Annotated in this window: 20 protein-coding genes; 12 read left to right on the forward strand and 8 right to left on the reverse strand. The window is 59.6% G+C overall.

The annotated features are described in order from the left end of the window. Positions 1 to 144: 144 nt before the first annotated feature. A complete protein-coding gene (locus BDD14_RS14050; protein WP_207231739.1) occupies positions 145 to 588 on the forward strand; it encodes a MerR family DNA-binding protein in 444 nt (147 codons plus the stop codon). Continuing rightward, positions 588 to 2,531 carry a TonB-dependent receptor plug domain-containing protein gene (locus BDD14_RS14055; protein WP_130419357.1) on the forward strand — a complete coding sequence of 648 codons (1,944 nt, stop codon included), beginning with the start codon at positions 588 to 590 and terminating at the stop codon, positions 2,529 to 2,531. The genes BDD14_RS14050 and BDD14_RS14055 overlap by 1 nt, the downstream gene beginning before the upstream one ends. Before the next feature lie 181 nt (positions 2,532 to 2,712). Here the strand turns inward: BDD14_RS14055 and abc-f are convergent, their stop codons facing one another. Further along, the gene (gene abc-f, locus BDD14_RS14060; RefSeq protein ID WP_130419358.1) at positions 2,713 to 4,683 is read right to left on the reverse strand and encodes a ribosomal protection-like ABC-F family protein; all 1,971 of its coding nucleotides are present in this window, start codon (positions 4,681 to 4,683) and stop codon (positions 2,713 to 2,715) included. 206 nt (positions 4,684 to 4,889) lie between these two features. On the opposite strand from abc-f, the gene BDD14_RS14065 reads away from it, so the two are divergent. Beyond that, positions 4,890 to 6,116 (forward strand): TIGR03118 family protein, encoded by a 1,227-nt coding sequence (locus BDD14_RS14065; protein ID WP_130419359.1) that lies wholly within the window; start codon positions 4,890 to 4,892, stop codon positions 6,114 to 6,116. Positions 6,117 to 6,178: 62 nt separating this feature from the next. On the opposite strand, the gene BDD14_RS14070 is transcribed toward BDD14_RS14065, so the two are convergent. Beyond that, on the reverse strand, positions 6,179 to 6,967 hold the full coding sequence (locus BDD14_RS14070) for an FkbM family methyltransferase (RefSeq protein WP_165420080.1): 789 nt from the start codon (positions 6,965 to 6,967) through the stop codon (positions 6,179 to 6,181). 107 nt (positions 6,968 to 7,074) lie between these two features. Between BDD14_RS14070 and BDD14_RS14075 the strand changes: the two genes are divergently transcribed. The 4 genes from BDD14_RS14075 to BDD14_RS14090 all read left to right on the forward strand — a co-directional run bounded on the left by BDD14_RS14075 (position 7,075) and on the right by BDD14_RS14090 (position 11,061). Continuing rightward, positions 7,075 to 7,413 carry a hypothetical protein gene (locus tag BDD14_RS14075; protein ID WP_130419361.1) on the forward strand — a complete coding sequence of 113 codons (339 nt, stop codon included), beginning with the start codon at positions 7,075 to 7,077 and terminating at the stop codon, positions 7,411 to 7,413. Positions 7,414 to 7,510: 97 nt separating this feature from the next. Next, positions 7,511 to 8,509 carry an LOG family protein gene (locus BDD14_RS14080; protein WP_130419362.1) on the forward strand — a complete coding sequence of 333 codons (999 nt, stop codon included), beginning with the start codon at positions 7,511 to 7,513 and terminating at the stop codon, positions 8,507 to 8,509. Between the two features lie 151 nt (positions 8,510 to 8,660). Beyond that, on the forward strand, positions 8,661 to 9,839 hold the full coding sequence (locus BDD14_RS14085) for a hypothetical protein (protein ID WP_165420081.1): 1,179 nt from the start codon (positions 8,661 to 8,663) through the stop codon (positions 9,837 to 9,839). Between the two features lie 49 nt (positions 9,840 to 9,888). Further along, on the forward strand, positions 9,889 to 11,061 hold the full coding sequence (locus tag BDD14_RS14090) for a glycosyltransferase (protein ID WP_130419363.1): 1,173 nt from the start codon (positions 9,889 to 9,891) through the stop codon (positions 11,059 to 11,061). A 24-nt stretch (positions 11,062 to 11,085) separates the two neighbouring features. Here the strand turns inward: BDD14_RS14090 and BDD14_RS14095 are convergent, their stop codons facing one another. Then, positions 11,086 to 12,282 (reverse strand): pyridoxal phosphate-dependent aminotransferase, encoded by a 1,197-nt coding sequence (locus BDD14_RS14095; protein WP_130419364.1) that lies wholly within the window; start codon positions 12,280 to 12,282, stop codon positions 11,086 to 11,088. 722 nt (positions 12,283 to 13,004) lie between these two features. Continuing rightward, positions 13,005 to 13,523: a gamma carbonic anhydrase family protein gene (locus BDD14_RS14100; RefSeq protein WP_130419365.1), complete on the reverse strand. Its 519-nt coding sequence runs from the start codon at positions 13,521 to 13,523 to the stop codon at positions 13,005 to 13,007. Positions 13,524 to 13,927: 404 nt separating this feature from the next. On the opposite strand from BDD14_RS14100, the gene rpsU reads away from it, so the two are divergent. From rpsU to BDD14_RS14115, 3 genes are all read left to right on the forward strand, one after another. Then, positions 13,928 to 14,125, forward strand: a complete 198-nt coding sequence (gene rpsU, locus BDD14_RS14105; protein ID WP_014267628.1) for a 30S ribosomal protein S21 — start codon at positions 13,928 to 13,930, stop codon at positions 14,123 to 14,125. Between the two features lie 268 nt (positions 14,126 to 14,393). Continuing rightward, positions 14,394 to 14,783, forward strand: a complete 390-nt coding sequence (locus BDD14_RS14110; protein ID WP_130419366.1) for a zinc-ribbon domain containing protein — start codon at positions 14,394 to 14,396, stop codon at positions 14,781 to 14,783. A 45-nt stretch (positions 14,784 to 14,828) separates the two neighbouring features. Beyond that, entirely contained in the window at positions 14,829 to 15,767 is a 939-nt protein-coding gene (locus BDD14_RS14115) for an MBL fold metallo-hydrolase (RefSeq protein ID WP_130423109.1), read from the forward strand. Between the two features lie 128 nt (positions 15,768 to 15,895). Here the strand turns inward: BDD14_RS14115 and rpmA are convergent, their stop codons facing one another. From rpmA to BDD14_RS14135, 4 genes are all read right to left on the reverse strand, one after another. After that, a complete protein-coding gene (gene rpmA, locus BDD14_RS14120) occupies positions 15,896 to 16,165 on the reverse strand; it encodes a 50S ribosomal protein L27 (protein ID WP_130419367.1) in 270 nt (89 codons plus the stop codon). An 88-nt stretch (positions 16,166 to 16,253) separates the two neighbouring features. After that, entirely contained in the window at positions 16,254 to 16,574 is a 321-nt protein-coding gene (rplU, locus tag BDD14_RS14125) for a 50S ribosomal protein L21 (protein WP_130419368.1), read from the reverse strand. Positions 16,575 to 16,888: 314 nt separating this feature from the next. Then, positions 16,889 to 17,794, reverse strand: a complete 906-nt coding sequence (locus BDD14_RS14130) for a formate/nitrite transporter family protein (RefSeq protein WP_130419369.1) — start codon at positions 17,792 to 17,794, stop codon at positions 16,889 to 16,891. 138 nt (positions 17,795 to 17,932) lie between these two features. Continuing rightward, complete coding sequence (locus tag BDD14_RS14135; protein WP_242617942.1) at positions 17,933 to 19,249, reverse strand: glycoside hydrolase family 18 protein; 1,317 nt, start codon at positions 19,247 to 19,249, stop codon at positions 17,933 to 17,935. Positions 19,250 to 19,621: 372 nt separating this feature from the next. Here BDD14_RS14135 and gatB point away from each other — a divergent pair, with 372 nt between their 5' ends. Further along, a complete protein-coding gene (gene gatB / locus BDD14_RS14140) occupies positions 19,622 to 21,112 on the forward strand; it encodes an Asp-tRNA(Asn)/Glu-tRNA(Gln) amidotransferase subunit GatB (protein ID WP_130419371.1) in 1,491 nt (496 codons plus the stop codon). Between the two features lie 155 nt (positions 21,113 to 21,267). Next, positions 21,268 to 22,710 (forward strand): hypothetical protein, encoded by a 1,443-nt coding sequence (locus BDD14_RS14145; RefSeq protein WP_242617943.1) that lies wholly within the window; start codon positions 21,268 to 21,270, stop codon positions 22,708 to 22,710. Positions 22,711 to 22,753: the final 43 nt, after the last annotated feature.

Below are 22,753 nucleotides of genomic sequence, written 5' to 3' on the forward strand. Positions count from 1 at the left end.
ACTAATTTCCGGATAGCCGACCATCCAGAAGTGAATGACGAGATGGCAACGTCGTTGATAATCCAGTGCCATTTCCATGTACTTGGATCTGTGAATAGCTTGACCCGTAGTCAGGTACAGGGCATATGCTGGCTTCGGAGCGCTATGGAAACCTTCACAATCGGTGAACTGGCTAAGGAGTGCCAGATCAATCTGGAGACACTTCGTTACTACGAGCGTCTCGGGCTTATGCCGGAGCCGCCGCGCTCTTCTTCAGGACACCGCATTTACCCAACTTCGGCACTGTCACGTGTGCATTTCATCCGACGTGCGCAAGCTCTGGGATTCTCCCTCGCAGAGATCGCGGAACTGCTTGCACTTCGCCGGAATCAAGAGGACGTCTGCAACGATGTCATTCGCCAAATTGAAGCCAAACGCCGCGAAGTCGACCGAAAGATTGCCGACCTCGAGTCGATCCGCCGTGCTTTGTCGCGCATGAAAAGGCTTTGCAATGGCGATTGCCTGGTTGGAGATTGCCCGATTCTGGAAAGCCTTGATACAGCTAAGCCGTCGGTCAGATCCCGCAAGCGGAATCCGAGACGTACCTGATGCTGTTTTCTTTTCACCCACGCACGGCCTTCGTGGTTCTGCTTTTGCCTGTTGTCGGATTCTCGCAGCAACCGACCGCACCCGCTCCACAGAAGCCCGAGCCGATACAGGAACAGGTCACCGTCTATGCAACCCGCACGGAAGGACGCCTGGAAGATCTCCCGGCACGCGTTGAGATCCTCGATCAGGATGAGATCGACGAAAAGACAGCGATGACGCCCGGCAATATCGTCATGATGCTGAATGAGACGAGTGGACTGCGCGTTCAAACAACATCGCCCTCACTTGGAGCATCGAGCGTCCGCATTCAAGGTATGAAGGGACGCTACACACGCTTCCTCGCAGATGGTCTTCCTCTCTTCGGACAGCAGGGCGCCGGTCTGGGACTGCTGCAGATACCGCCGGTTGATCTGGGTCAGGTGGAGATCATCAAGGGCGGAGCCTCGGCGCTCTACGGCGCGGGAGCGATGGGAGGCGTGGTGAACCTCATCACCCGCCGTCCCCGCGACAAGGCCGCTCGGGATTTTATCTTCAACCAGACATCACTCGGTGGCACGGATATTTCAGCCTATCTGGACGGCAGGATATCGCCCCAGATCGCTACGTCCTTGATGGGTACAGGGAACTGGCAAGTTGAGCGAGACCGTAATCGCGACGGCTGGGCCGACCTCGCCGGATACAGTCGCGGTGTGACACGGCCCCGCCTTTTCTGGGACAACGGAAAAGGGAGAAGAGGCCTGCTGACCGGAGGTTTCCTCTACGAGGATCGCAATGGAGGAACACTTCCGGGGAGAGTCCTGCCGGCTACCGGCAGCCCGTATATTGAAGCGCTCAGCACGCGAAGGGGCGATGTCGGCGGTACGGCGCAGTTCCTCCTAAGCGAGAAGTATGTCGGCACACTGCGAGGGTCGTATTCCACGCTGCATCACCGCCATCAGTTTGGTGAGGTGCTGGAGCGGGACCGTCATGAATTGCTCTTTGCAGAAGGCAGCCTTCGCGGCACTGCCGGACACAACACATGGGTGGGTGGAGCGGCCTTCGAGCGCGATGCCTATCGTCCCGAAGATGTTCCAGAGTATCGCTACACCTATCGCAATCCAGGCATCTTCGGGCAGGACGATCTCCAGGCGACCTCGTGGCTGTCGTTCTCGGCCAGCGCACGCGTCGACTTTCACAGCCAGTACGGTACGCTCTTCAGTCCACGATTCGCCGCGCTCTTGCGTGGAGACGGCTGGACAAGCCGGCTCGCTCTCAGCCAGGGGTTCGCAGCGTCGAGCGCACTTACAGAAGAGACAGAAGCAGCCGGCTTGACTCGACTCAAGATCCCTTTCCCACTGCGCGTGGAGCGTGGACGTGGACTGACGTTCGATCTCACCAGAAGCTGGAGCCTCGTTACCGCAACCGCTACTCTCTTTGCCTCGAACGTACATGACCCTCTGTACGTGGAGCGGACCACTGCTTACACTCTCACCAATCTCGTTTTACCGACGCGCAACCTGGGAGTCGAAGCAGTTGCCATCCTTCGCAAACATGAATATTCGGCTACTGCCTCTTATACCTGGACCCGTGCTCAGCAGCAGCCGGGGACCGTGCGACAGGATGTTCCACTGACTCCCCGCCACAGCGCGGGTCTGGTGGCCAGTTGGGAGAGGCCAAACTTCGCGCGTATCGGCATCGAAGGCTACTACACAGGGACGCAACAGTTAGAGGACAATCCTTACCGAACGGAATCAAAGCCCTATGTTCTCTTTGGCTTCCTGATTCAAAAGCAACTCCGGGCGTTTCAACTCTACCTCAACGCCGAAAACCTTAGTGATGTGCGGCAGACGAAAACCGATCCTCTGCTTCTCCCGCAACAGGCTCCCGACGGACGCTGGACGACCGACGCATGGGCGCCGCTCGATGGTCGTGTCTTCAATGGCGGCGTGCGCGTGCGTTTTTGACAATTGTCTTGTTCGGGCTTGTAGGAATTCCGGTTACTCCTGAGTGACGGTCAATCCGGAAGTTGAGGTCAGTGGCGATAACAGTCCCGAATCGCTCATTTCAGGTATGCGACTACTTCACGTTATACGTAAGCCCACAGCAAGCGGCGTCAGCGGCTGGCGTGGCATCTTCCCTCAAGATTCAGGCGCGCTGCTCTTCCAATGCCATCGCCAGCTCTTCCCATTCCGCCAGTAGAGTCGTCCGTTCGCCGCGCAGACGTTCTGCTTCAGCGGCATCGATCTGCGACTGCTCCGCGGAAGTGAAGTTCCCCAAGCGCTCCTCTGCTGTGGCGATCTCCGATTCGAGTTGAGGAATCCTCTCCTCAGCGAACTTCAGGCGGTCTTCCATCTGCTTCAGCTTGATCGGATTCACCCGCTTCACCGGGGCTGCAAGCGCGCTCTCCACAACCGGAGCAGCCTCAACCACCACGGGCCTCGCAACCGGCGCAGGCGCACTCAATCCAGCGCTCAGTGACTCCTTTACCTTCTCCGGTCCTCCCTGCTTGCGCCACAGGTAGTCCTCGTAGTTGCCCGGATAGATGTGCACGCGTCGATCCTCCACCTCGAAGACACGAGTGGCGAGTCCATCGATGAAGTAGCGGTCGTGTGAGACAAACAGAACCGTGCCGGTGAAGTTTCCAATCGCATCCAGCAAAACATCCTTCGCCCGCAGGTCGAGATGGTTCGTCGGCTCGTCCAGCAGCAGCATATTCGAGGGCGAGACCAGCATCTTCGCCATCGCATACCGGTTGCGCTCGCCGCCGGAGAGTACGCCAAGCTTCTTGAAGACATCGTCGCCCGAGAACATGAAGCACCCCAGAAGGCTGCGGAGCTCGACGACCGGAACCTTGGGCGATGCGCCGGCAATATCATCCAGCATCTCGGCATTGGGATCGAGCACCTTGTACTGATCCTGCGCGAAGAAGTCGACCAGAGCGTTGTGGCCGTAACGAACCGTGCCCGAGGTGGGTGCCTCCTGCTCGCTGAGCAAACGGATCAGTGTGGATTTGCCTGCACCGTTGGCTCCAACGAGAGCGATACGGTCGCCGCGCTCGATGGTGAAGCTGACGTTGTCGAGAATCGTCTTCTGGCCGCCATCCGGAGTGGGATAGACCTTGGTGAGATTCTGAACCTCGATCACCGTGCGTCCCGAGGCCGTGGGCTGCGGAATCGTAAAGTGAATCGTCGCCTCGTCTTCAGGAACCTCGATGCGCTCGATCTTTTCGAGCTCCTTGATTCTCGATTGCACCTGCTTGGCCTTCGTCGCCTGGTAACGGAAGCGATTGATGAATGCCTCGAGCGCCTCGATGCGGTCGCGCTGGTTCTTGTACGCATTCATCAACTGGGTGCGGCGCTCTTCCTTCTGGGTCACATACTTCTCATAGTTGCCGTGATAGGTATGCATCCGCTTGTTCCAGACCTCAACGGTCTTGTTTACGGTCACGTCTAGAAAGTAGCGGTCGTGCGAGATCAGGATGAACGCGTTCGGGTAGTCGTGCAGATAGTTCTCAAGCCAATTGCGGCTCTCGAGATCCAGATGATTGGTCGGTTCGTCCAGCAGCAGCAGCGACGGTGTCTGCAGCAGCAGCTTGGCGAGCGCGATACGCATCTGCCAGCCGCCCGAAAACTCCTCGGTCTTGCGTTCCCAGTCCTCTTTCGAGAAGCCGAGTCCGCCAAGGACCGCGCCTACCTGTGAGTCGAGCGTATAGATGTCGTGGACGTGCAACTGGTCGGCGATGTCGGAGTAGCGCTCTGCGGCGGCGATGTATTCCTTCGACTTCGGGTCCTTCTCGGACATGGTGGTCATCAGCTCGATGGACTCCGCCTCAAGCGCATGCAGATGATCGAAGACCGACAGGCACTCCGCAAAGACGGTTCGTCCGCGCAGCGCCAGGCCATCCTGCGGAAGATACCCGATCGTCGTGCCCTTCACCCGGGTCAACTGACCGTAGTCCAGCGACTCCGCGCCAGCCAGAACCTTCAACAGTGTGGATTTGCCGGTTCCGTTGCCACCCACCAGACCTGTGCGCTCGTCCGGCGTAATCAGCCAGTTCACATCTTCAAAGAGTAGTTTTTGGCCGAACCGCTTGCCGGCAGAGATCAGTTGCAGCATTTCTCTCTATTTTCGCATCTTCGCTGTCTCTTTTTTTTGACGAAGCGATGACAAGCCCGTGACACCACCTCTCCGAAGTGCCCCTACGCTTACCGAGGATCAACACAGTTCCTCCTCGCCTGTCGTTGAGCCGGCCTCTGTCCGTCTCACTTGGACCAGAGGATCGTTCGAATTCCGCGGGGCCATACATTTTCAAGGAGCTCGCAATGAAGCGTCTTCCCCAACTGCTCACCTTTACAGCAGCAGTCCTTTTTTTGAGGCCGTCTGCCGTCTTCGGGCAACTTTACACGCAGGTTAACCTCGTCTCGAACGTCTCAGGCGTCGCTCCTGTCACGGATCCGCAGCTCATTAACCCTTGGGGACTTTCCCGCAGCTCCGGCTCTCCCTGGTGGGTCTCCGATGCCGGCACGGGGCTAAGCACGCTCTATAACGGAGCAGGAGCCAAGCAGGCTCTCGTGGTAACCATTCCGAAGGCCGATCCTAACGACAAGACCTTCCCAACCGGAACTCCCACCGGAACGATCGCCAACTCCAGCCCTACCGACTTTCTTCTCGCAGCCGGCAAGCCTGCGGCATTCCTCTTTTCAACCGTCGATGGAACCCTCGCGGGATGGAATTCGACTTTCGCAGCTACTCCCGGCGTACCCGGTCCTTCCACCAACGCTGTCACCGTCTTCCGCGCCAAGGACGGCTCCAGCTACACCGGGCTTACCGCCGCGTTCGTCGACGGCAAACGCTATCTCTACGCTGCGAACTTCAACAAGGGCCGTGTCGATGTCTTCGACAACACCTTCAGCCCGGTCAAGCTTAAGGATGACGACAACCATGGTCGCTCCGACCGTTCCTTCGGCGACGATCGCTTCTTCGGAGGCAACGACAAGCCTTTTACCGATGACCGCCTTCCGCGTTTCTACGTTCCTTTCAATGTGCAGACGATCGGCAACGATGTTGTCGTCACCTACGCGCTCCACCTTCCAAATCAGCAGTTTGAGACCGACGGTCCAGGACTCGGCTACGTCGACGTCTACTCCTCCAAGGGCAAGCTGCTCAGCCGGCTCGAACATGGCGACTGGCTTAACGCACCCTGGGGAGTCGCCCTGGCTCCGCTTGATTTCGGACGTTTCAGCCACGATCTGCTTGTAGGGCAGTTCGCCGGCGCCGGGACCTCGGAGTCCAGTGGATACATCGCCGCTTACGATCTCGCTACCGGCGAGTTTGATGGTCTGCTCGAGGACGCCACCGGCAAACCTATCTCCATCAACGGTATCTGGGCGATCAGCCCGGCCAATAGCGCCACCGCAAGCAGCTACGACACCACCGGAGCGCCGGCATCGCAGCTCTACTTCACCGCCGGCCCCGACCATGGAACGGGCGGCCTCTTCGGATATCTCAAGCCCGTAGCCACAGAGCTGATCCAAGGCAACGATCAGTAGATCCTTCCTCAAGCAAAGGAGCCGCGACCAGTATGGTTCACGGCTCCTTTTTTTTTCTCTTCTTATGCGGTTGAATCCGTGTACCAGCAACGAGGAAGGGTGAGTGCTCGTTTCCCGGGAACGTTGTCCCGATCCAGTGGATGCGGGAGCCGGCTGACCGCTCCCTGGGAGCCTGCGCGTCTCCGCGAATAGAACGTGAACTCAAGCATGTGCGGAATTTCGACCTCCGCCCTTCGTGTCACCTCATCCCAATTGTTGGGGTGAATGTGCGCTACGCGAAAGTACCTGAGCAGCTTTCGAAAACACATGCTGTAGTGCTTGAACATGTATGGATCGAAGAGCCTGTCCAGGTGGTGGAACTCGATAATGACGATCCGGAACTGGTCCAGCAGATCTTCGGGAAGGCTCAGCAAGACCTCATACTCGAAGCCCTCGATATCCATCTGCAGGATCATGTCGCCCGTGTAGTCGCCAAGGCATCTTCGCTTCCAGCTTGCCAGCGTCGTGAAGATCTCATCGTCGGTGGCACCAAGATATTTCTTTTCGAAATGGAACTCCGGTCGCATCTGCGGAGGCGCGGATACGGAGTAGTCCGCCATGAAGGACCGTATCCCCCGATTGGCGATCTGATTCTCGAAGTCCGCGATGGTGCTCACGCCGGGAGAGAAACAATATTCGATCCCTTCCAGATCGTCCGGCAACAGGTAGCCGCCATCCGCGTCGCCGCCGATGCGGATTAGCTCTCTGCCACAGTCCTCTGGCCGCAGGCTGCGTAGAAGTTGTCGCAAATCATCGAGCTTCGTGTGCCGCCCCACACGGTAGCCCATGGAAAAGAAAGCTTTTCTTAGCACGTCTTTCATTCGCCGCCAATTCTATCGCAGCCCCGTTCGCCTCAAATGACGCGTCTCTGAAGAGACAACGGCGGAGCGCCTCTGCTACTGTCAAAGATGAGAGCTTGATGCCAGGTCAGTCCCAATTATTTCCGGATCACGAACCGACCGTTCTGCCTCCGCCTCAGGGCGGTCCCACCGAAACCAGACGTGCCGTGGCGCCCGTGTGGCTGCAGCGCCTCTCCCTGTTCGTGCTCGTGCTCTTCTGCGTCTACCTTGGAGTTCTCGTCATGCTGCTTCCCTGGTGGACGCGCGTGTGGGACCACAATCTCTTTATCCAGTCGCATCCGGCACTCGCCACGTTCCTGCACAACGGAGCCGTACGCGGAGTCGTCTCCGGCCTGGGGCTGCTCGATATATGGATCGGCATCTCCGAGGCCGTTCATTACCGCGACTACCGCGGCTGAAGCGGAGAAGATGTTGCGCGGGGTCTGTACGCAGTGGCCGGATTCACGCAAATTTCCAAAGGTATCCATACTCAACCGGAGAGACAATAGAAGGGACATGGACAAGCCCGATCAACCTGACCCACTTGAAGAAGCCCCGTTAGCGTACGAGAACCCCGGCTTCCTCAACTCTCCGGATGCGCGCATTCTTCGCATCATGGCCGAGTACCAGGAGCCGCTCAGCCGCTTTCGGCGCGAGCGCATCCAGGACACGGTCGTCTTCTTCGGCTCCGCACGCTTCCGCGCTCTGGACGTGGCGGCGGCCAACTTCGAGCTGCTCGCCAACACGGGCTCGCGTGAGCCCGCCCCCGAGCAGCCCGCCTCGCTCGAAGAGGTCGAGCACGGAAAAACGACCGGCCAGCGCCTCCGTCTCGCCGGGGCTGCCATCGAGATGGCCGCCTACTACGAGGACGCCCGCATCCTCGCGTACAAACTCGCCACCTGGGCAAAGTCCCTCCCCGGCCCCCGCCATCGCTTCGTCGTCACCTCCGGCGGTGGTCCCGGCATCATGGAGGCCGCAAATCGCGGAGCCTACGAGGCAGGAGCCAAAACGATCGGCCTCAACATCAAGCTGCCCTTCGAGCAGCAGCCCAACCCGTACATCACGCCCTCGCTCAACTTCGACTTCCATTACTTCTTCATGCGCAAGTATTGGTTCGCCTACCTGGCCAAAGCCCTGGTCATCTTTCCCGGCGGCTTCGGCACGCTCGACGAGATGTTCGAGCTCTTGACCCTGGCACAGACCAACAAACTCGCCAAGAAGATCACCACCATCATCTACGGGTCGGCCTACTGGAAGAGCGTCATCAATCTCGACGTGCTCGCAGAAAAAGGCGCCATCGCACACGACGACCTGAAGCTCTTCCGCTTCGTCGACACGCCCGAGGAGGCCTTCGAGATCCTGAAAGATGACCTGACGCGGAACCACCTCGAATCCGCCTACGAGCGGACCGCACACGAGCGAGCGCATCGCTCGGTCACAGATCCCAGCATCCCTCCGGAGCCCGCGCCAACGGCCCAGGATATTCTCGGCCCGGACATCGCCACTACACGCTGAAGGCACCTGCTCCGCGAAAATCTTTGCGGGTAACCAACTGAGTAACGGCGTTTTACGAATATTGAAGCCCCGTTCTCAGTGCAGTCATCACTTTGTCACAAACTTCCCCTCATACTGCCCCCGAGCGAGATAAAGCGCTCGGAGGGGCCCCATGAGCCAGTCATCCATCTCATATCTGTGGCGCGAACCCCAGGCTGCCCGTGGTTTTACCACGGGTGTTTCGCTGCACAGCCACACCAACCAGTCCCAGGAAACCCTGGACTTTATCGCCGAGCTCTCCCGCGACTGGGGCTTCCTGCAGCCTGTTATGCGTTGGGCCGAAGGCCGTAGCCAGCAGTCCTCCGGCATCCGTCCGGACTACGCCCACAGCTACTGGACGCCGCCGCTCACCCCCCGCCTTGCCTTCGACCTTGAAAGCTCGCAGATCGAAAACCGCCTGCAGCTCCCGGCGCTCGTCTCCCTCACAGACCACGACGACATCAACGCGCCGATGCTGCTCCGCTCTGTCCCCTCGGCACGCCACATTCCCGTCTCCGTAGAATGGACCGTTCCCTTCTACGAGAGCGCCTTTCACATCGGGGTTCACAACCTTCCCTCAGCCACCGGCCAGCAGTGGATGGATCGCCTTCGCGCCTTCACCGCTATCCCGGTGCCCGAGCGTGGTCCGAACCTCCTGCGCGAGATCCTGGCCGAGCTCGACGAGATTCCACAGGTGCTGATCGTCTTCAACCACCCCATCTGGGACCTCTACCGCATCGGCCGCGACCGTCATGAGGTCCTCGTCAACGAGTTCCTCGCCATCTATGGGCAGTACGTCCACGCGCTCGAGCTCAACGGCCTGCGCGACTGGAAGGAGAACCGCGAAGCTGCCACCCTCGCCGGCAAATGGAACCAGATCGTCATCTCCGGGGGCGACCGTCACGGCGTAGAACCCAACGCCAACGTCAATCTCACCCGGGCGACCTCATTCACCGACTTCGTCTACGAGATCCGCCGCGACCGTCAGAGCCATGTCCTCTACATGCCTCAGTATGCGGAGCCCTGGAAGCACCGCATTCTCCAGTCCACCCTCGACGCCATCCGTGACTACCCGCACTTCCCCGAAGGCTCCCGTCGCTGGGACCAGCGCGTCTATCATCCCGACGGCAGCGGCGCCATACGTCCGCTGTCCGAGCTCTGGCCCTCGGAGAATCGTCGCGCCCCCGCGTGGATTCGCACCATCCTCGCGGCGGTTCGCCTCATGGGACAAGCTCCGCTCTCCGGAACGCTTCGCTTCGCCTGGGACGACTCCGCCAAGATGCGCGCCGCACTGGCAAAGCAGGAGGCCTAGAGCGACGAATTTAGCAGCGTATCCCCAGATCGCGCTGTACTCTAATGCCGTGCGCGTTCCTCGTGTAGCCTATCTCCCCGATTCGTTCCACGAGATCAATGGCGTCGCACACACCAGCCGTAACTTCGTCGCCTATGCCGAGCGACACGCGCTGCCCTTCCTCTGCATCCGCGCCGGAACCCGTCCGCACACCTTCGAACAGGTCACCGAGCTCCGCACTCTCGAGCTCAGGCGATCTCGCGCCGCCGTTCGCATCGAAAAAGACCTCCAGTTCGACCCGCTCTTCTTTCGCCACACCAGCGTCATTCGCCGCGAGCTCCTCCGCTTCAAGCCCGACCTCATTCACATCACCGGCCCCAGCGAGCTTGGCATCTTTGGCGCCTACTTTGCGTGGGAGCAGAAGATTCCGCTCGCCGCCTCATGGCACACCAACGTCCACGAGTACGCCGCCCGCCGGCTCGACTGGCTCACCCGTCGTATCTCGAAGCCGGCAGCAGCGAGCCTCGAACAGCGCGTCGAGGCCTCCTCGCTATGGGCTACCACTCGCTTCTACTCCCTCGCGCGCGTCCTCTATGCGCCCAACGAAGAGCTCTGCCGCATGCTCGAGCAGGCCACCCACCGGCCCTGCCATCTCATGCAGCGAGGGGTGGACACCGTCCAGTTCTCCCCCGAGCACCGCACCCGGTCTATCGACGACTCCACGCTCGTCCTCGGCTACGTAGGCCGCCTCTCCGTCGAGAAGAATGTCGCCCTGCTCGCACGCCTCGAACGCGGCCTCCTCGATCTCGGCATCTCCAACTTCCGTTTCCTTATCGTCGGACATGGCAATGAACAGGCTGGCCTCCGCGCTTCGCTCACCCGGGCCGACTTTCCAGGCGTCCTGCGAGGCGCCGAGCTCTCCCGCGCCTACGCCGACATGGACCTCTTCGTCTTCCCCTCACACACCGACACCTTCGGCAACGTCGTCCTCGAGGCGCTCTCGAGCGGGGTTCCGGCCGTCGTCACGCCCGGAGGCGGTCCCAAGTACATCGTTCGCGACCAGGAGACCGGATTCGTTACCTCGGATGAAGGATTCGTTCCCGCTATCGCCGCACTCGCAGAGAACCGCACTCGACTTGCGCAGATGCGTACAGCTGCGCGAGCGTACGCCCTCGCCTGTAGCTGGGATGCTGTCTTCGACCGCGTCTACGAAGGTTACCGCGACGCCCTGCCTGCCCTGTGATGCACTCGATCTCGTCTGCAAAGTTCACCGCAGAGCGCGCAGCCTCCGGCAGGCGTCCGCCAGATCTTCATCCTTCTTCGCGAAACAGAATCGCAGCAAATCCTCGCCCTTTCCCGCTCGAAAAAATGCCGATCCCGCAACTGCCGCCACACCGGTCTTCGCCAGCAGCGACCGTGCCCTCTGCGCCGCTGTGTCTCCGCTCAGCACACCGCCCAGACCCGCCGTCGAAGCCAGAATGTAGTACGCACCATCCGGAACATGGGGTGTCATCCCCGCATCGCTCAGCGCGCTCACCAGCATCTCGCGTTTGGTCTCATGCTCCATCGCCAGGCCCGCGTAGAACGTCCTCCCCAGCCTCTCGATACCCGCGGCCACCCCATGCTGGAACGGCGAAGGGGCGCAAACGTAAAGCAGATCGTGAAAGTATCCAATCGCCCCAATCCACTTCGCATCCGCGATCACATACCCGATGCGCCACCCTGTGACCGAGAACGTCTTCGAGTAGCCCGACATCACAATCGTCCGCTCACGCATCCCGTCGATGGCCGCCGGAGATACGTGCTTCGCATCCCCGTAGATGAAGTGCTCGTAGATCTCGTCCGTCAGAACAAACAGATCGAACTCGCGGGCAATCTCCGCCAGCCCCTCGAGCTCGTGGCGGGTAAATACCTTTCCCGCCGGATTGGAGGGCGTGTTCACCACAATCGCCCGCGTCTTCGAGGTAATCGCTGCGCGCACCCGCTCCAGATCCACGCTCCACTGCGGACCTTCAAGCTCCACCGCTACCGGAACGACGCGCAGCGAACGCAGCGTGCCCACGTGGTAGCCATAAAACGGCTCGAACAGGAGAACCTCGTCGCCCGGATCGAACAGCGCCATAGCCACCGCATGGAAAGCTCCCGTAGCCCCGCTGGTCACCAGCACCTCGCGCTCCGGATCGACCACCAGGTCCTGCATGTGCTCTGTCTTCTCGGCAATCGCGCGTCGCAGCCGCGCGATTCCATCCAGCCGGGTGTAGATGTTGTGGCCCTCGTGGATCGCCGCAATCGCGCCTTCGGCCACCACCTGGGGAACCTCGGTGTCGCATACGCCCTGGGCCAGGTTGACTCCGCCAACCCGGTCGCTTTCCACGGTCATAGCGCGAATCTCCGACTGAACCACCCGCGGAGCCAGCTCACTCAGTCCCAAGCCACGTACCTTCGAGACCTCAGCCTGCACCATCGCCCTCACCTCCGGATTTCCTAACTGGATCCGCCTATATCTTACGTCCGCCTTCGTCTTTATTCCCCATCTCTACAGCCGGAATAAACGAAGGCGGAGAGGTGCGGTCCTCGCCTGTCAGCCGTAAAGGGGGGCGGGCTTAAGGGGCGGGCGAAGCGGCTGCATCATTCGCATGCTATCCTGCCCCCCGGTGAAACCTTTCCCAAGTCTAGCCTTGTTGTTGGTCGCAATCGCTGCCGCAGGACAACAGCACTCTTCCAAGCCGAAACGTCGAATTCAGATGTTCGCGATCCAGCCTGACAGCAGCCAGTCCGAGATCACCTGTGGAGACAGCTGTTATTGACACGCAGCAATCTGGTCCAAGTTCTGTTGTGAACTCACGAAATACCGTTGTTTTGGCGCGGCTATCGGGAGGTAAAGCAGATATCCGCTATATCGAAGGGCAGGACATTCGAATCATCCTGCTTCCCTCCGTCGATCCTCGACAACTTGATCTCCAGTCCTTTGAGAGCCGAGGACCGATGCGGGTCGCCTTTTTCGGTGCATTCAGAAGCCAGCAGACAGGTAATTGGAACACCCTCCCCTTGCCAAGCCTTCAGGCTTGGCCCTCTGAAAGCCGCCGCGAAGCGGCATCAACTCTGCCGAAGGCATGAACGAAGTCCGCAGGACGAAGCGATCGTCCTCGTGAGGTCCGGAGGAACGAGCGCGTCCATCCCTGGACTTTACTTCTTCATCTCCGCAAGATAGATCGCCGTATAGTCCAGGTAGTTCTCCGCATACCGTGCAATCAACTTCTGATCTTCCTCGCCCAGCTCCCTCTTCACCTTCCCCGGAATCCCCACAACCAGCGACCGGGGTGGAATCACGGCATGCTCCGGAATCACGGCTCCCGCCGCGACAATCGATCCCTCTCCCACATGAGCATGATTTAGGATCACCGCTCCGATTCCGACAAGAACGTTGTCCTCCAGGGTGCACCCATGGACCGTAGCGTTATGGCCGATCGTGACCATCTCCCCCACCGTCACCGGATACAGGTACCGCATTCCATGCAGCACCGCGCAGTCCTGCACGTTGCTCTTTGCCCCGATGCGGATTGAGTTCACATCACCCCGGACTACTGCATTCATCCAGATACTGGCCTGTTCTCCCAGCTCCACGTCTCCGATGACCTGAGCGGAAACATCCACATAACAGCTCTCCGGCACAACCGGCGTTTTGCCCTGATAGCTCCTGATCATTCCCATCCCCCACAAAGAGAGATTCTACGGCTGTCCGCTCCACTACCCAAAGAACAGTGTTGAAACCTGTCAAGCTCATAAAGGCATAAGTTATTACAAAACAACAAGATACATTTGCCGAATGATACCCTGCGTTTCTATACACTAGAACGTGGGGAGAGATTAGATCGCAGGGATATAGAAAATGGGATTGGCGTGGATTGAACGCACTTCTTTTAGGAATATAGAAGGTACCCAGCTAAACTGTTTATATTGAATATTTTACAAAGAAACATATGGGTGGGTACCCACCCATGGCAAGTGAGCTTCCGAAAGTAGAAGATTCATTCAATTCCTAACACTTATTGGAAGGAATGAAGTATCCTGTCACTGTCCCTCTCTGGGAATGTTTGGAGGTGTTTTTCTTGGCAGAGGTTCGAGTTCAAGAAGGCGAACCGCTTGAAAATGCCCTGCGTCGCTTCAAGCGCAAGGTGCAGACAGAAGACATTATTAAAGAAGTCAAGCGTCACTCCTTCTACCTGAAGCCGGGCGAAAAGAAGCGCGTCAAAGAAGCGCTCGCCCGCAAGCGTAATCGTAAGAAAGTCCGCAAGGAGCAGGACTAATCAATAGCTCCGTTAAAGGACGTCACCTCTCGATAGGTTACCAAAGAGAGGTGGCGTTCTAGAAATGCCGGCGATAGACTCCCGCTGTCGACTAGGCAAAGCACCGAGGCCTGTTGTGTTCGGCTGCTCGTTGAATTGCATTCTTTCCGCCATCTTGGCGGTCCCCAGGCCTACGTGCCACCACTACGGCAGGATGATTGCTCAGGGAGCCTGCATTTGAAATTCCATGAGCTGTCGACCTGTCCCGCATTTTCCGGGAGACGCGGCTATGGAATTTGTAGATCGTTTATTAACGTGTGCAGATTGCGGTGGAGAGTTCATCTTCACTGCCGGCGAACAACTCTTCTTCTTCGATAAACAGTTCAAGAACGATCCCAAGCGATGCAAGCCCTGCAAATCTCGGCGAGCAGGGATTTCGGCGCGTCCGGGAGCTGGTCCTGCGGCAGCCGGAATCTCGCGGACTGAGACTCGTACGGTCTGCTCCGATTGCGGGATCGAAACCACGGTTCCCTTCAAACCCACACAAGGAAGGCCGGTGCTCTGCCGCCAGTGCTTCCAGAACAAGCGGGATGCTCCTCCTGCGGTCGTAGCTGCGATCGAAAGCGTGCCTCTGAGCGCCGAGATTATGGTCGTAGCAGCGCACGCTCCGCAGGCCTGACATCGACCTTTCACGTCCATCATCCTGGCCAGTACCATGGTCAGGATGATGGACGATGCTCACCTCCACCTCCCCGACGCGGCCGACTTGGTGCGTGCGCGCGTTCCGCTTGGCAGCTTCGAGCTCACAGTCTGCACGGACGGAACCTATCTGCTCGACGGCGGGGCGATGTTCGGTGTCGTACCGAAGACGCTGTGGCAGAAGCGCGCGCCCGCCGATGAGCAGAACAGGATCCTCCTTGGACTGAACACGGTGGTTGTCCGTACGGGAAGCCACACCGTCGTCATCGAGACCGGAATTGGCAACAAGCAGAGCGAGAAGATGCGGGAGATTCACCAGAACCAGGAGCTTCTGCCTCAATCGCTCGCCGCCGCCGGAGTGCGCCCCGAAGAGGTCGACATCGTCATCAACTCGCACCTGCACTTCGATCACTGCGGCTGGAACACGACGCTTCAGCCCGACGGCTTGGTCACGCCAACCTTTCCCAACGCTCGCTACTTCGCCCACCGCGGAGAGGTCGAGCATGGTCACCTGCAGCTCGATCGCGATCGCGTCAGCTACCTTTCGCCGAACTACGATCCGCTGATCGAGTCCGGTCAGATGACGCTGCTCACCACAGAAGGCATCCGCCGAAAGCCGGAGATCGTTCCCGGAGTTTCGGTCGAGCTCTTTCCTGGCCACACCCGCCAGCTCATGGCAGTGCACATCGAGTCGCGCTCCCATGCAGGAGCCTCCGAGCACGCCTGCTACATCTCCGACCTGATTCCCACCTCATCCCATCTCGATACGACCTGGGTGATGGGCTACGATCTCGATCCTCTTGAGTGCATCGCGCAGAGGAAGCGCTTCTACCAGCGAGCCATCCCGGAGAAGTGGCTCGTGCTCTTTACCCACGATCACCGCACCCCGATGGCGCAGGTCGTTCTGAATGAGAAAGGCAAGCCCGTCGCGCAGATTCAGGAGTCCCATCTCGCGTCAAAGTGACAACGCGAAGCCTTCCACCACTGGCTACTCCGAAAAGCGCCCACTCGCGGTCACGGGGTAGGAGGAAGCTTGATGGCACAACGACAGAAGAGCCCTGCCGAAGCAGGGCTCTTCTAAACTGCGCTGGCTTATGCGGTCGCGATCGCGATCGGGTCGATCGAGACGAAGCGGCCGTGCTGGCCGCGATCCTGGAAGCGGACCACACCGTCGATCTTCGCAAACAGGGTGTCGTCTTTGCCGCGGCCGACGTTGAGGCCGGGCTTCAGCGGAGTCCCACGCTGGCGAACCAGGATGGAGCCGCCGGTGACCGTTTGGCCGCCAAAGCGCTTCACGCCGAGGCGCTGTGCATTTGAGTCGCGACCGTTTTTGGAAGAACCAAGTCCTTTTTTATGTGCCATTTCGATTGCCTCGTTTCGCGCCGCTCGCCTGGAGCGTTACGCTTGAAAGTCTGAATTTTGGGGTAACCAGCAAAACTGCGAACGGCGGTTACTGGAGCGACTTGCCGTTCACGAAGATCTCGTTGATCTTGACCTCGACATAGTTCTGGCGGTGACCCTGCATCTTCTTGTACTGCTTCTTGCGCTTGAGCTTGAAGACGAGAATCTTGTCGCCACGGCCTTCGCCTACGACCGACGCGGTCACCTTGGCTCCGTTCAGATCTCCCTCGAACTTGCCCGCTTCGCCGGAGACGGCGAGGACGTCGGAAAACTCGATGGCTCCGTCCTGGTGGGGGGTGGTTTCGATCTTCAGGGTGTCGCCGGGAGCGACCTTATACTGCTTGCCGCCGGTGCGGATGACTGCGTACATGGCTAAAACCTCTAAGCGTTCGCTCGTGGGAGCGTGGCCGCTTCCTTGATGAATTGTGCTGCATGGGGCGGTTGCGGGAGTGGTGTATCAGGCCGGCTCGCCTGAGCTGATTTCGGCTCAAACCCTGCCATACCTGACGTTGGGACACACTGGCCACAGCGCCAAACTTAATGAGTTTACCGTGTCGGCGATGGACGGGTCAACTGATTCAGTCGAAACGCCAGGGCGCGAGACCGAAAAGGATACCTCTTCCCTCTGAGAAACGAAAGGCAGGTGCTCTCTAAATAACGCAGAATGATGAGCTTGATTCGAGATCAGATCTCCGGTTCCTTATCGGCGACGGAGGCGATTGGTGCGGGTGGAAGTGCCTCTGCTTCGGCATCGCGGCCATAGACAACCTGTCCGTACTCGAGCAGGGTCACCATGCCTACACCGCCGCAGATATTGCCTGCGACGGCCGGAATGAGCCATCGTGGGAAGGTCAGAAGGGGAGCATGGCCGAGGAAGACTGCGGTGAGGACCTCTCCGCTGCCGGCGATGCAGTGGGCGAAGCCGCCCAGACCAACCACGAAGGCCAGCATCCAGATGATCATCACCGAGCCGGTGATGGAATGGGACCCGGAGACGAGCCATGCCACCGTCGCGATGATCCATCCGCCAACGACACCGCTCCAGAAGATGGTCGCGGCCGGGCGAGCCGCCGCCTCCAGCCCCAGCCACGAAAGTGCGCCGACGAACTCGGGCCGTAGAGCACCGGTGAACGACGCCAGGGCCGCAAAGGCCGCGGCTCCAAGAATATTGGCACCGAGGACGATCAGCCACAGACGCAACGTCTTCCAGAGGTGTTGTTTTTCTGCCAGAACCAGCGCTACCGGATAGAGGGTGTTCTCCGTAAAGAGCTGGGAGCGGCCCAGGATGACCGCGATAAATCCCAACGGGTAGAACATCTTACCGATAAACAACGTGGCGGCTGTGGGTTTGGTTCCAGGAGGAGTGAGCAGGGCGATCGCGATGGCGTTCCCCATACCGGAGAGGCCCATGAAGATGCCGCCGGCGATGCCGGAGATGAAGAGTGAGACGCCGGACCGGCCCAGCTCCTGACGGGCGTTATTCGCTACCTGCTCATAGATGTCCTGCGCGCTGGGACGCTCGAGATGCATCTGCGCGGGAGGAGGAGGAGGGGGCGCCGCCGGTTGGCGTGGTCGGAGTCGAAAGGCCATTGTGGTGAGTGAGATGCAGGGAGGACCGGCAACGCCCGGGGGCAGACGGATATTTGTGCGAGGCGGGAAAGATACTGGGATTCTTTCGGTTTTCAGCTCAGCATGACGATGGCTGAAAAATGACGATGGCTGAAAATTTTATTGGAGGCGGTTTCGGTTCAGAGGAGAGGCTGAGACGGGCTTCAGCTCCGGCGTGGCGATCTCCGGCGCGGCGTCTTCGTTCAGGGCCCGATGGGCGGCACGCAATAAAACGGCCGAGGCGTCGTCTTCCCCAAGCTCCCAGATCATCACGCCGCCGAGCCGCTGATCGCGGGCGAAGCCGGCCTTGTACGCGATCGAGACGGGGTCCTCGTAGGTCCAGAAGACGTCTCCGTCGAAGAGCCAGGGCGCCTGCGAGATGGGATCGCGATAGACGGTGGAGTGTTCGATGAGGCCCTGGATATAGGGATAAGGACGATCGCCGTGGATTCCCTGCCCTTCCTGAAAGAGGCCGTGGGCATCGTCGGAGACCTGGTGCCATCCGTAGGCATAGAAGGGCACGCCCATGAGGAGTTTGGAGGTGGGAACGCCTGACTGGCGCCAGGCTTCGATGGAACGGGCGACGGTTCCTCCGTCAAAGTCGGGCGCGGCGGACAGCGGCGCGAGAAGGCCGGTGGTGTCGCTCCAGGGGCCGATGAAATCGTAGGTCATCAGGCCGACCTGATCGACGAGCGAGGCGACGGCGGCAACGTCGGTACCGGGATACATGTGCGGCGTGTGACCGACGGCGATGGTGAGCTTGAGGGCGGGGCGGACGGCATTCATCTGTCGGCGGAACTCCCGCAGCAGAGCCTGAAAGTTGGCGGCATCGGGTTCATGGGGGAACTCCCAGTCGACATCAATGCCGTCGAAGAGGCCGGGGGCTTCGATTCCGGGAGCGAGGTGGCCCTTGAGGAAGATATCCACGCAGGAGGCGACAAAGGCCTGGCGATTCTCCGGCTGGGCATCCTGGGCGAAGTCCGAGCCGCGGCCTTCAAGCGAGATGAGGATGCGCAGGTGCGGGAACTTGCGCTTGAGAAGTTGAAGCTGATGGAGGTGACCACGAAAGGGCTGAGATGGTGAGTCCGCGATGCCGTTGACGCTTTGTTGTGCGTTGAAGGTGAAGTTGAGGTCGGCATTGGGGTCTGCAACCGAGCAGCGGCCATTGGTCACGAACCCCTGGGCGTAGTTGATCTGGTCGACGAGCGGGGCTTTGCCGCCGGGAGAGATGAGGTTTTTGACAAGGTAGGGTTGGTCGTCGTACAGCGCCCACTGCGGAAAGTATCCGACCAGAGCGGGATGCGGCGCAGGAGAGACGTCAGCTTTTTGCCCGAACGCTGCCGGAAGCGCGCATAGCGCGACGCCGATGCAAAGGAGGAGGCGAAGTCGAAGCGCACCCATACTGTGAGAGACGCGCTGGAGATGGAATCGATGCAAGGTTATGTTTGCAGTGGAGCGAATTCTGGCTGGATATGCGTGTTCGTTCTGGTGCGCAGATTTTTGCTGCGGGAGAGGAGACGCAGGTCCCTCCACTCCGCTGCGCTCCGGTCGGGATGACATTTCGTTTTCGGCTAGTCGCATTTTTCTGACTTCGTTTTGTCGGGCGCACTTTTTCTAACTTCGTTTTCGGCGGGGCACTTTTCTGACTTCGTTTTTGGCGGTCGCACTTTTCTGACTTCGTTTTGGCTGGTCGCATTTTTTCTGACCTCGTTTTTGGTGGTTCGCACTTTTTCTGAGGGATGGGCGGTGGAACGGCGGCTTTTGCCATGGAGCGGAGGAACGAGGGCCCTTGGTAGAATCGTGTTGACTATGTCCACTGCCACTGCGCTTTCGCCGGAGATTCTTGCCAAGTACCAGCCCGTGATCGGGCTCGAAGTTCACGTTCAGCTGCTGACGGAGTCAAAGGCGTTCTGCGGCTGCGTGAACCAGTATGGCGGCGAGCCCAATACGCATACCTGCCCGACGTGCCTTGGCCTGCCGGGCGCATTGCCGGTGCTGAACCGGAGGGCCGTGGAGTATGCGGTGCTGGCGGCGAAGGCGATCAACTGCGAGATTCGCGAGACGAGCGTCTTTGCGCGGAAGAACTACTTTTATCCTGACTCGCCCAAGGGCTATCAGATCTCGCAGTTCGACAAGCCGGTCGCCGAGAACGGCTGGATCGAAGTTCCGGCATTGGACGGGAGCGGCGCGCCGATTACCAAGCGCATCGGGGTTACGCGCCTGCATATGGAAGAAGACGCGGGCAAGAGCATCCACGATGGCTTTGCCGACTCGATCAACCGGACGTACATCGACCTGAATCGCTGCGGCACCCCGCTGGTGGAGATTGTGAGCGAGCCTGACCTGCGCACAGCGGACGAGGTCTTCGAGTATCTGACGAAGCTGAAGGAGATTCTGCTCTACACCGGCGTGAGCGACTGCAATATGGAAGAGGGCTCGCTGCGCTGCGATGCGAATGTGAGCGTGATGCTGAAGGGCGCGAAGCAGTTCGGAACCAAGGCCGAGGTGAAGAACGTCAACAGCTTCCGCTATATTCGCGCCGCGGTGGAGTACGAGATCGAACGGCAGATTGGTGTGCTCGAAGATGGCGGCCGCGTGGTGCAGGAGTCGCGGCTGTGGAACTCGGGCGAGGGCAGGACGTACTCGATGCGTTCGAAGGAACAGGCGCATGACTACCGCTACTTCCCGGAGCCGGATCTTCCGCCGCTCGTAGTAGGTGCTGAGTGGCAGGCCGAGATTCTTAAGATGATGCCGGAGCTGCCGGAGGCACGGCGGGAACGCATGATTGCGGAGTATGGCCTCAACGAACAGGATGCCGCGACCATCACGGCGACGCGCGACTTCGCCGATCGCTTCGAGACGGCGGCGAAGAAGGCGAAGTCTGCCAAGCGCGTGGCATCGATTCTGCTCTCCGAGATTACGATGCGCCTGAGGGCGGCAGAGCTGAGCGACGACCAGTCTCCGGTCTCGCTCGACGGCATCGTGGCTGCTGCCGATCTGATGGAGGCGGGAACGATCAGCTCCAAACAGCTGAAGCAACTGCTGGATTCGAGCTTTGCCGAGAGCAAGGATTTTCCGGAGATCTACGAACGGGACAGGCCGCAGCAGATCTCGGACGCGGGTGCGATCGAGAAGATGATCGACGAGGTGATTGCGGCGAATCCGAAGCAGGTAGAGCAGTATCGCGGAGGAAAGAAGACGGTTTCGGCATTCTTTGTGGGCCAGGTGATGAAGCTGTCGAAGGGCCAGGCGAATCCCGGGCTGTTGAATGAGCTGGTGGTGAAGAAGCTGGACGCCTGAGGCAGTTCCTCTCTCCGAAAAAATGTTGATTGGCCTTGGCCTTCCTGCGTTCTAATAGGCGGATGCGAAGGGCCGCATCATTTCTGCGGATGTGTGCGACGGCTGCGGTACTATCGTTGGCGCTGCTCGGGTGCAGAGGAGACGAGACCTACGTGGTGCCTGAAGAACCGCTGCCGCCAAATACAATCCTGCTGTCGGGGATGATGCGCGAGCTTTCGGCAACGCCGGGCTTCACCGAAACGCTGCTGTCACAGCTCAACGGCAACAAGCAGGGCCCCGCGCTGATGTCGCCGGACCTGATCCATCGGCTGCGGGAGCTGATTCTGGGCAAGGACTGGCAGGGGCTCGATCGCTTTCCCGGATGGACCATTCAGGGCATTAACCCGACGGTGAAGCTGGCTGGGCACTATGTCGCGAAGAGAGGCGACAAGGAAGGCACCGCGTCCAGCACGGATGGTCTGCCGAAGAGCGGGGCGGTCACAACGGAGCGCATCCAACCGTACATCGATCTCGGCCCGTATACGCTGGAGAAGGCCGAGACGGTCGATCTCGATAAGCCATCCACTCTGCCGGGGTTCACGACGGAAGGCATCGTGACCGCGCTCGGCGCAGGCGTCGAGCGCGGCGACGGACCGAATCCGCAACTTGCCCCAATGCATGCGGAGAGCCAGCGGCTGGCCGATGTGCTGAATCGGTTGAGTCTGAATGAACTGAATGGGATTGCCCGGGCCACGGCAGTGATCGATGGGCAGACAGCCCTTACGCCGGAGGGGCTGATTGCAGCGCTGATGGCGAGCGGACACACGGTAGCGGTCTTCGATGCCCGCTACTTCGCGAACTTCGGACATTTCCACTTTAGGGGGCAGGAGGTGATGATGCCCTTCTGGATTGATTCGCAGATCGCGATTCCAGGCGAGAAGCGATCGCTCCTTGTACCGGTGAGCCATGCGGAGTATGAGTGGGAGATTCGGGCCCCCAAAGATAAGCCCGGCATCAACGCCAATGTGAGCTGGTACTTTGGCATCGACGGCAAGAGCGAGTTCCGCACCATGGATACGCAGGACCAGGCGTGGGTGCTGGGACGGCACGCGCATGAGTATCGCGACAAGGATGCGATTGAGGTGACTCGGCTGGTGGGGAGGATGGTGGTGGCCTATGCGCACCAGCACCTGCGGCGTCCCGATCTTCCGTTCGGTGGCTACTATCCGCTGGGTGTGTGCCAGGACGGTGTTGCGGCGATTGAAAAGAAGATGACGGGTAAGGACACGCTGTTTCCCAACACAGCGGAGATCTCTCTCTTCGATGATCCACGTGATGCTGAAGTAAACGCGATGATGGCTGAGATCCCGAAAGATCATGAGGGTGGGCTGCCAGGGCCGGAGCGCATCTTCGGCTCGCTTCCAACGGATGACTTAAGCGCGATCACCATTCCGGGGCTCGCGCAGGATCTGACACGCGTGAAGACCGCATGGCAGGAGGGCTCGCTGGAGCGCACGACAACGTGGATGCACCGAATGCTTCTGCGTGTGATTGGAGCTACAGCGTGGCTATTGCTGGCTGGTGTCGCGCTGTGGCGACGAAGACGCAAGACGCATTGAGGCGCTGAATCTCAGCCCGATGGATGCAACTCGCAGAACGCAT

This window comes from Edaphobacter modestus (genome assembly GCF_004217555.1).
Classification (GTDB): Bacteria; Acidobacteriota; Terriglobia; order Terriglobales; family Acidobacteriaceae; genus Edaphobacter; species Edaphobacter modestus.

Coding starts and splice junctions, on each gene's coding strand:
- BDD14_RS14080 (WP_130419362.1), top strand. CDS start 7,511: ATGGACAAGCCCGATCAACCTGACCCACTTGAAGAAGCCCCGTTAGCG.
- BDD14_RS14075 (WP_130419361.1), top strand. CDS start 7,075: ATGCCAGGTCAGTCCCAATTATTTCCGGATCACGAACCGACCGTTCTG.
- BDD14_RS14065 (WP_130419359.1), top strand. CDS start 4,890: ATGAAGCGTCTTCCCCAACTGCTCACCTTTACAGCAGCAGTCCTTTTT.
- rplU (WP_130419368.1), bottom strand. CDS start 16,574: ATGTACGCAGTCATCCGCACCGGCGGCAAGCAGTATAAGGTCGCTCCC.
- BDD14_RS14055 (WP_130419357.1), top strand. CDS start 588: ATGCTGTTTTCTTTTCACCCACGCACGGCCTTCGTGGTTCTGCTTTTG.
- BDD14_RS14130 (WP_130419369.1), bottom strand. CDS start 17,794: ATGGCCTTTCGACTCCGACCACGCCAACCGGCGGCGCCCCCTCCTCCT.
- BDD14_RS14115 (WP_130423109.1), top strand. CDS start 14,829: ATGATGGACGATGCTCACCTCCACCTCCCCGACGCGGCCGACTTGGTG.
- rpmA (WP_130419367.1), bottom strand. CDS start 16,165: ATGGCACATAAAAAAGGACTTGGTTCTTCCAAAAACGGTCGCGACTCA.
- abc-f (WP_130419358.1), bottom strand. CDS start 4,683: ATGCTGCAACTGATCTCTGCCGGCAAGCGGTTCGGCCAAAAACTACTC.
- BDD14_RS14100 (WP_130419365.1), bottom strand. CDS start 13,523: ATGATCAGGAGCTATCAGGGCAAAACGCCGGTTGTGCCGGAGAGCTGT.
- BDD14_RS14085 (WP_165420081.1), top strand. CDS start 8,661: ATGAGCCAGTCATCCATCTCATATCTGTGGCGCGAACCCCAGGCTGCC.
- BDD14_RS14095 (WP_130419364.1), bottom strand. CDS start 12,282: ATGGTGCAGGCTGAGGTCTCGAAGGTACGTGGCTTGGGACTGAGTGAG.
- BDD14_RS14110 (WP_130419366.1), top strand. CDS start 14,394: ATGGAATTTGTAGATCGTTTATTAACGTGTGCAGATTGCGGTGGAGAG.
- BDD14_RS14050 (WP_207231739.1), top strand. CDS start 145: ATGGAAACCTTCACAATCGGTGAACTGGCTAAGGAGTGCCAGATCAAT.
- gatB (WP_130419371.1), top strand. CDS start 19,622: ATGTCCACTGCCACTGCGCTTTCGCCGGAGATTCTTGCCAAGTACCAG.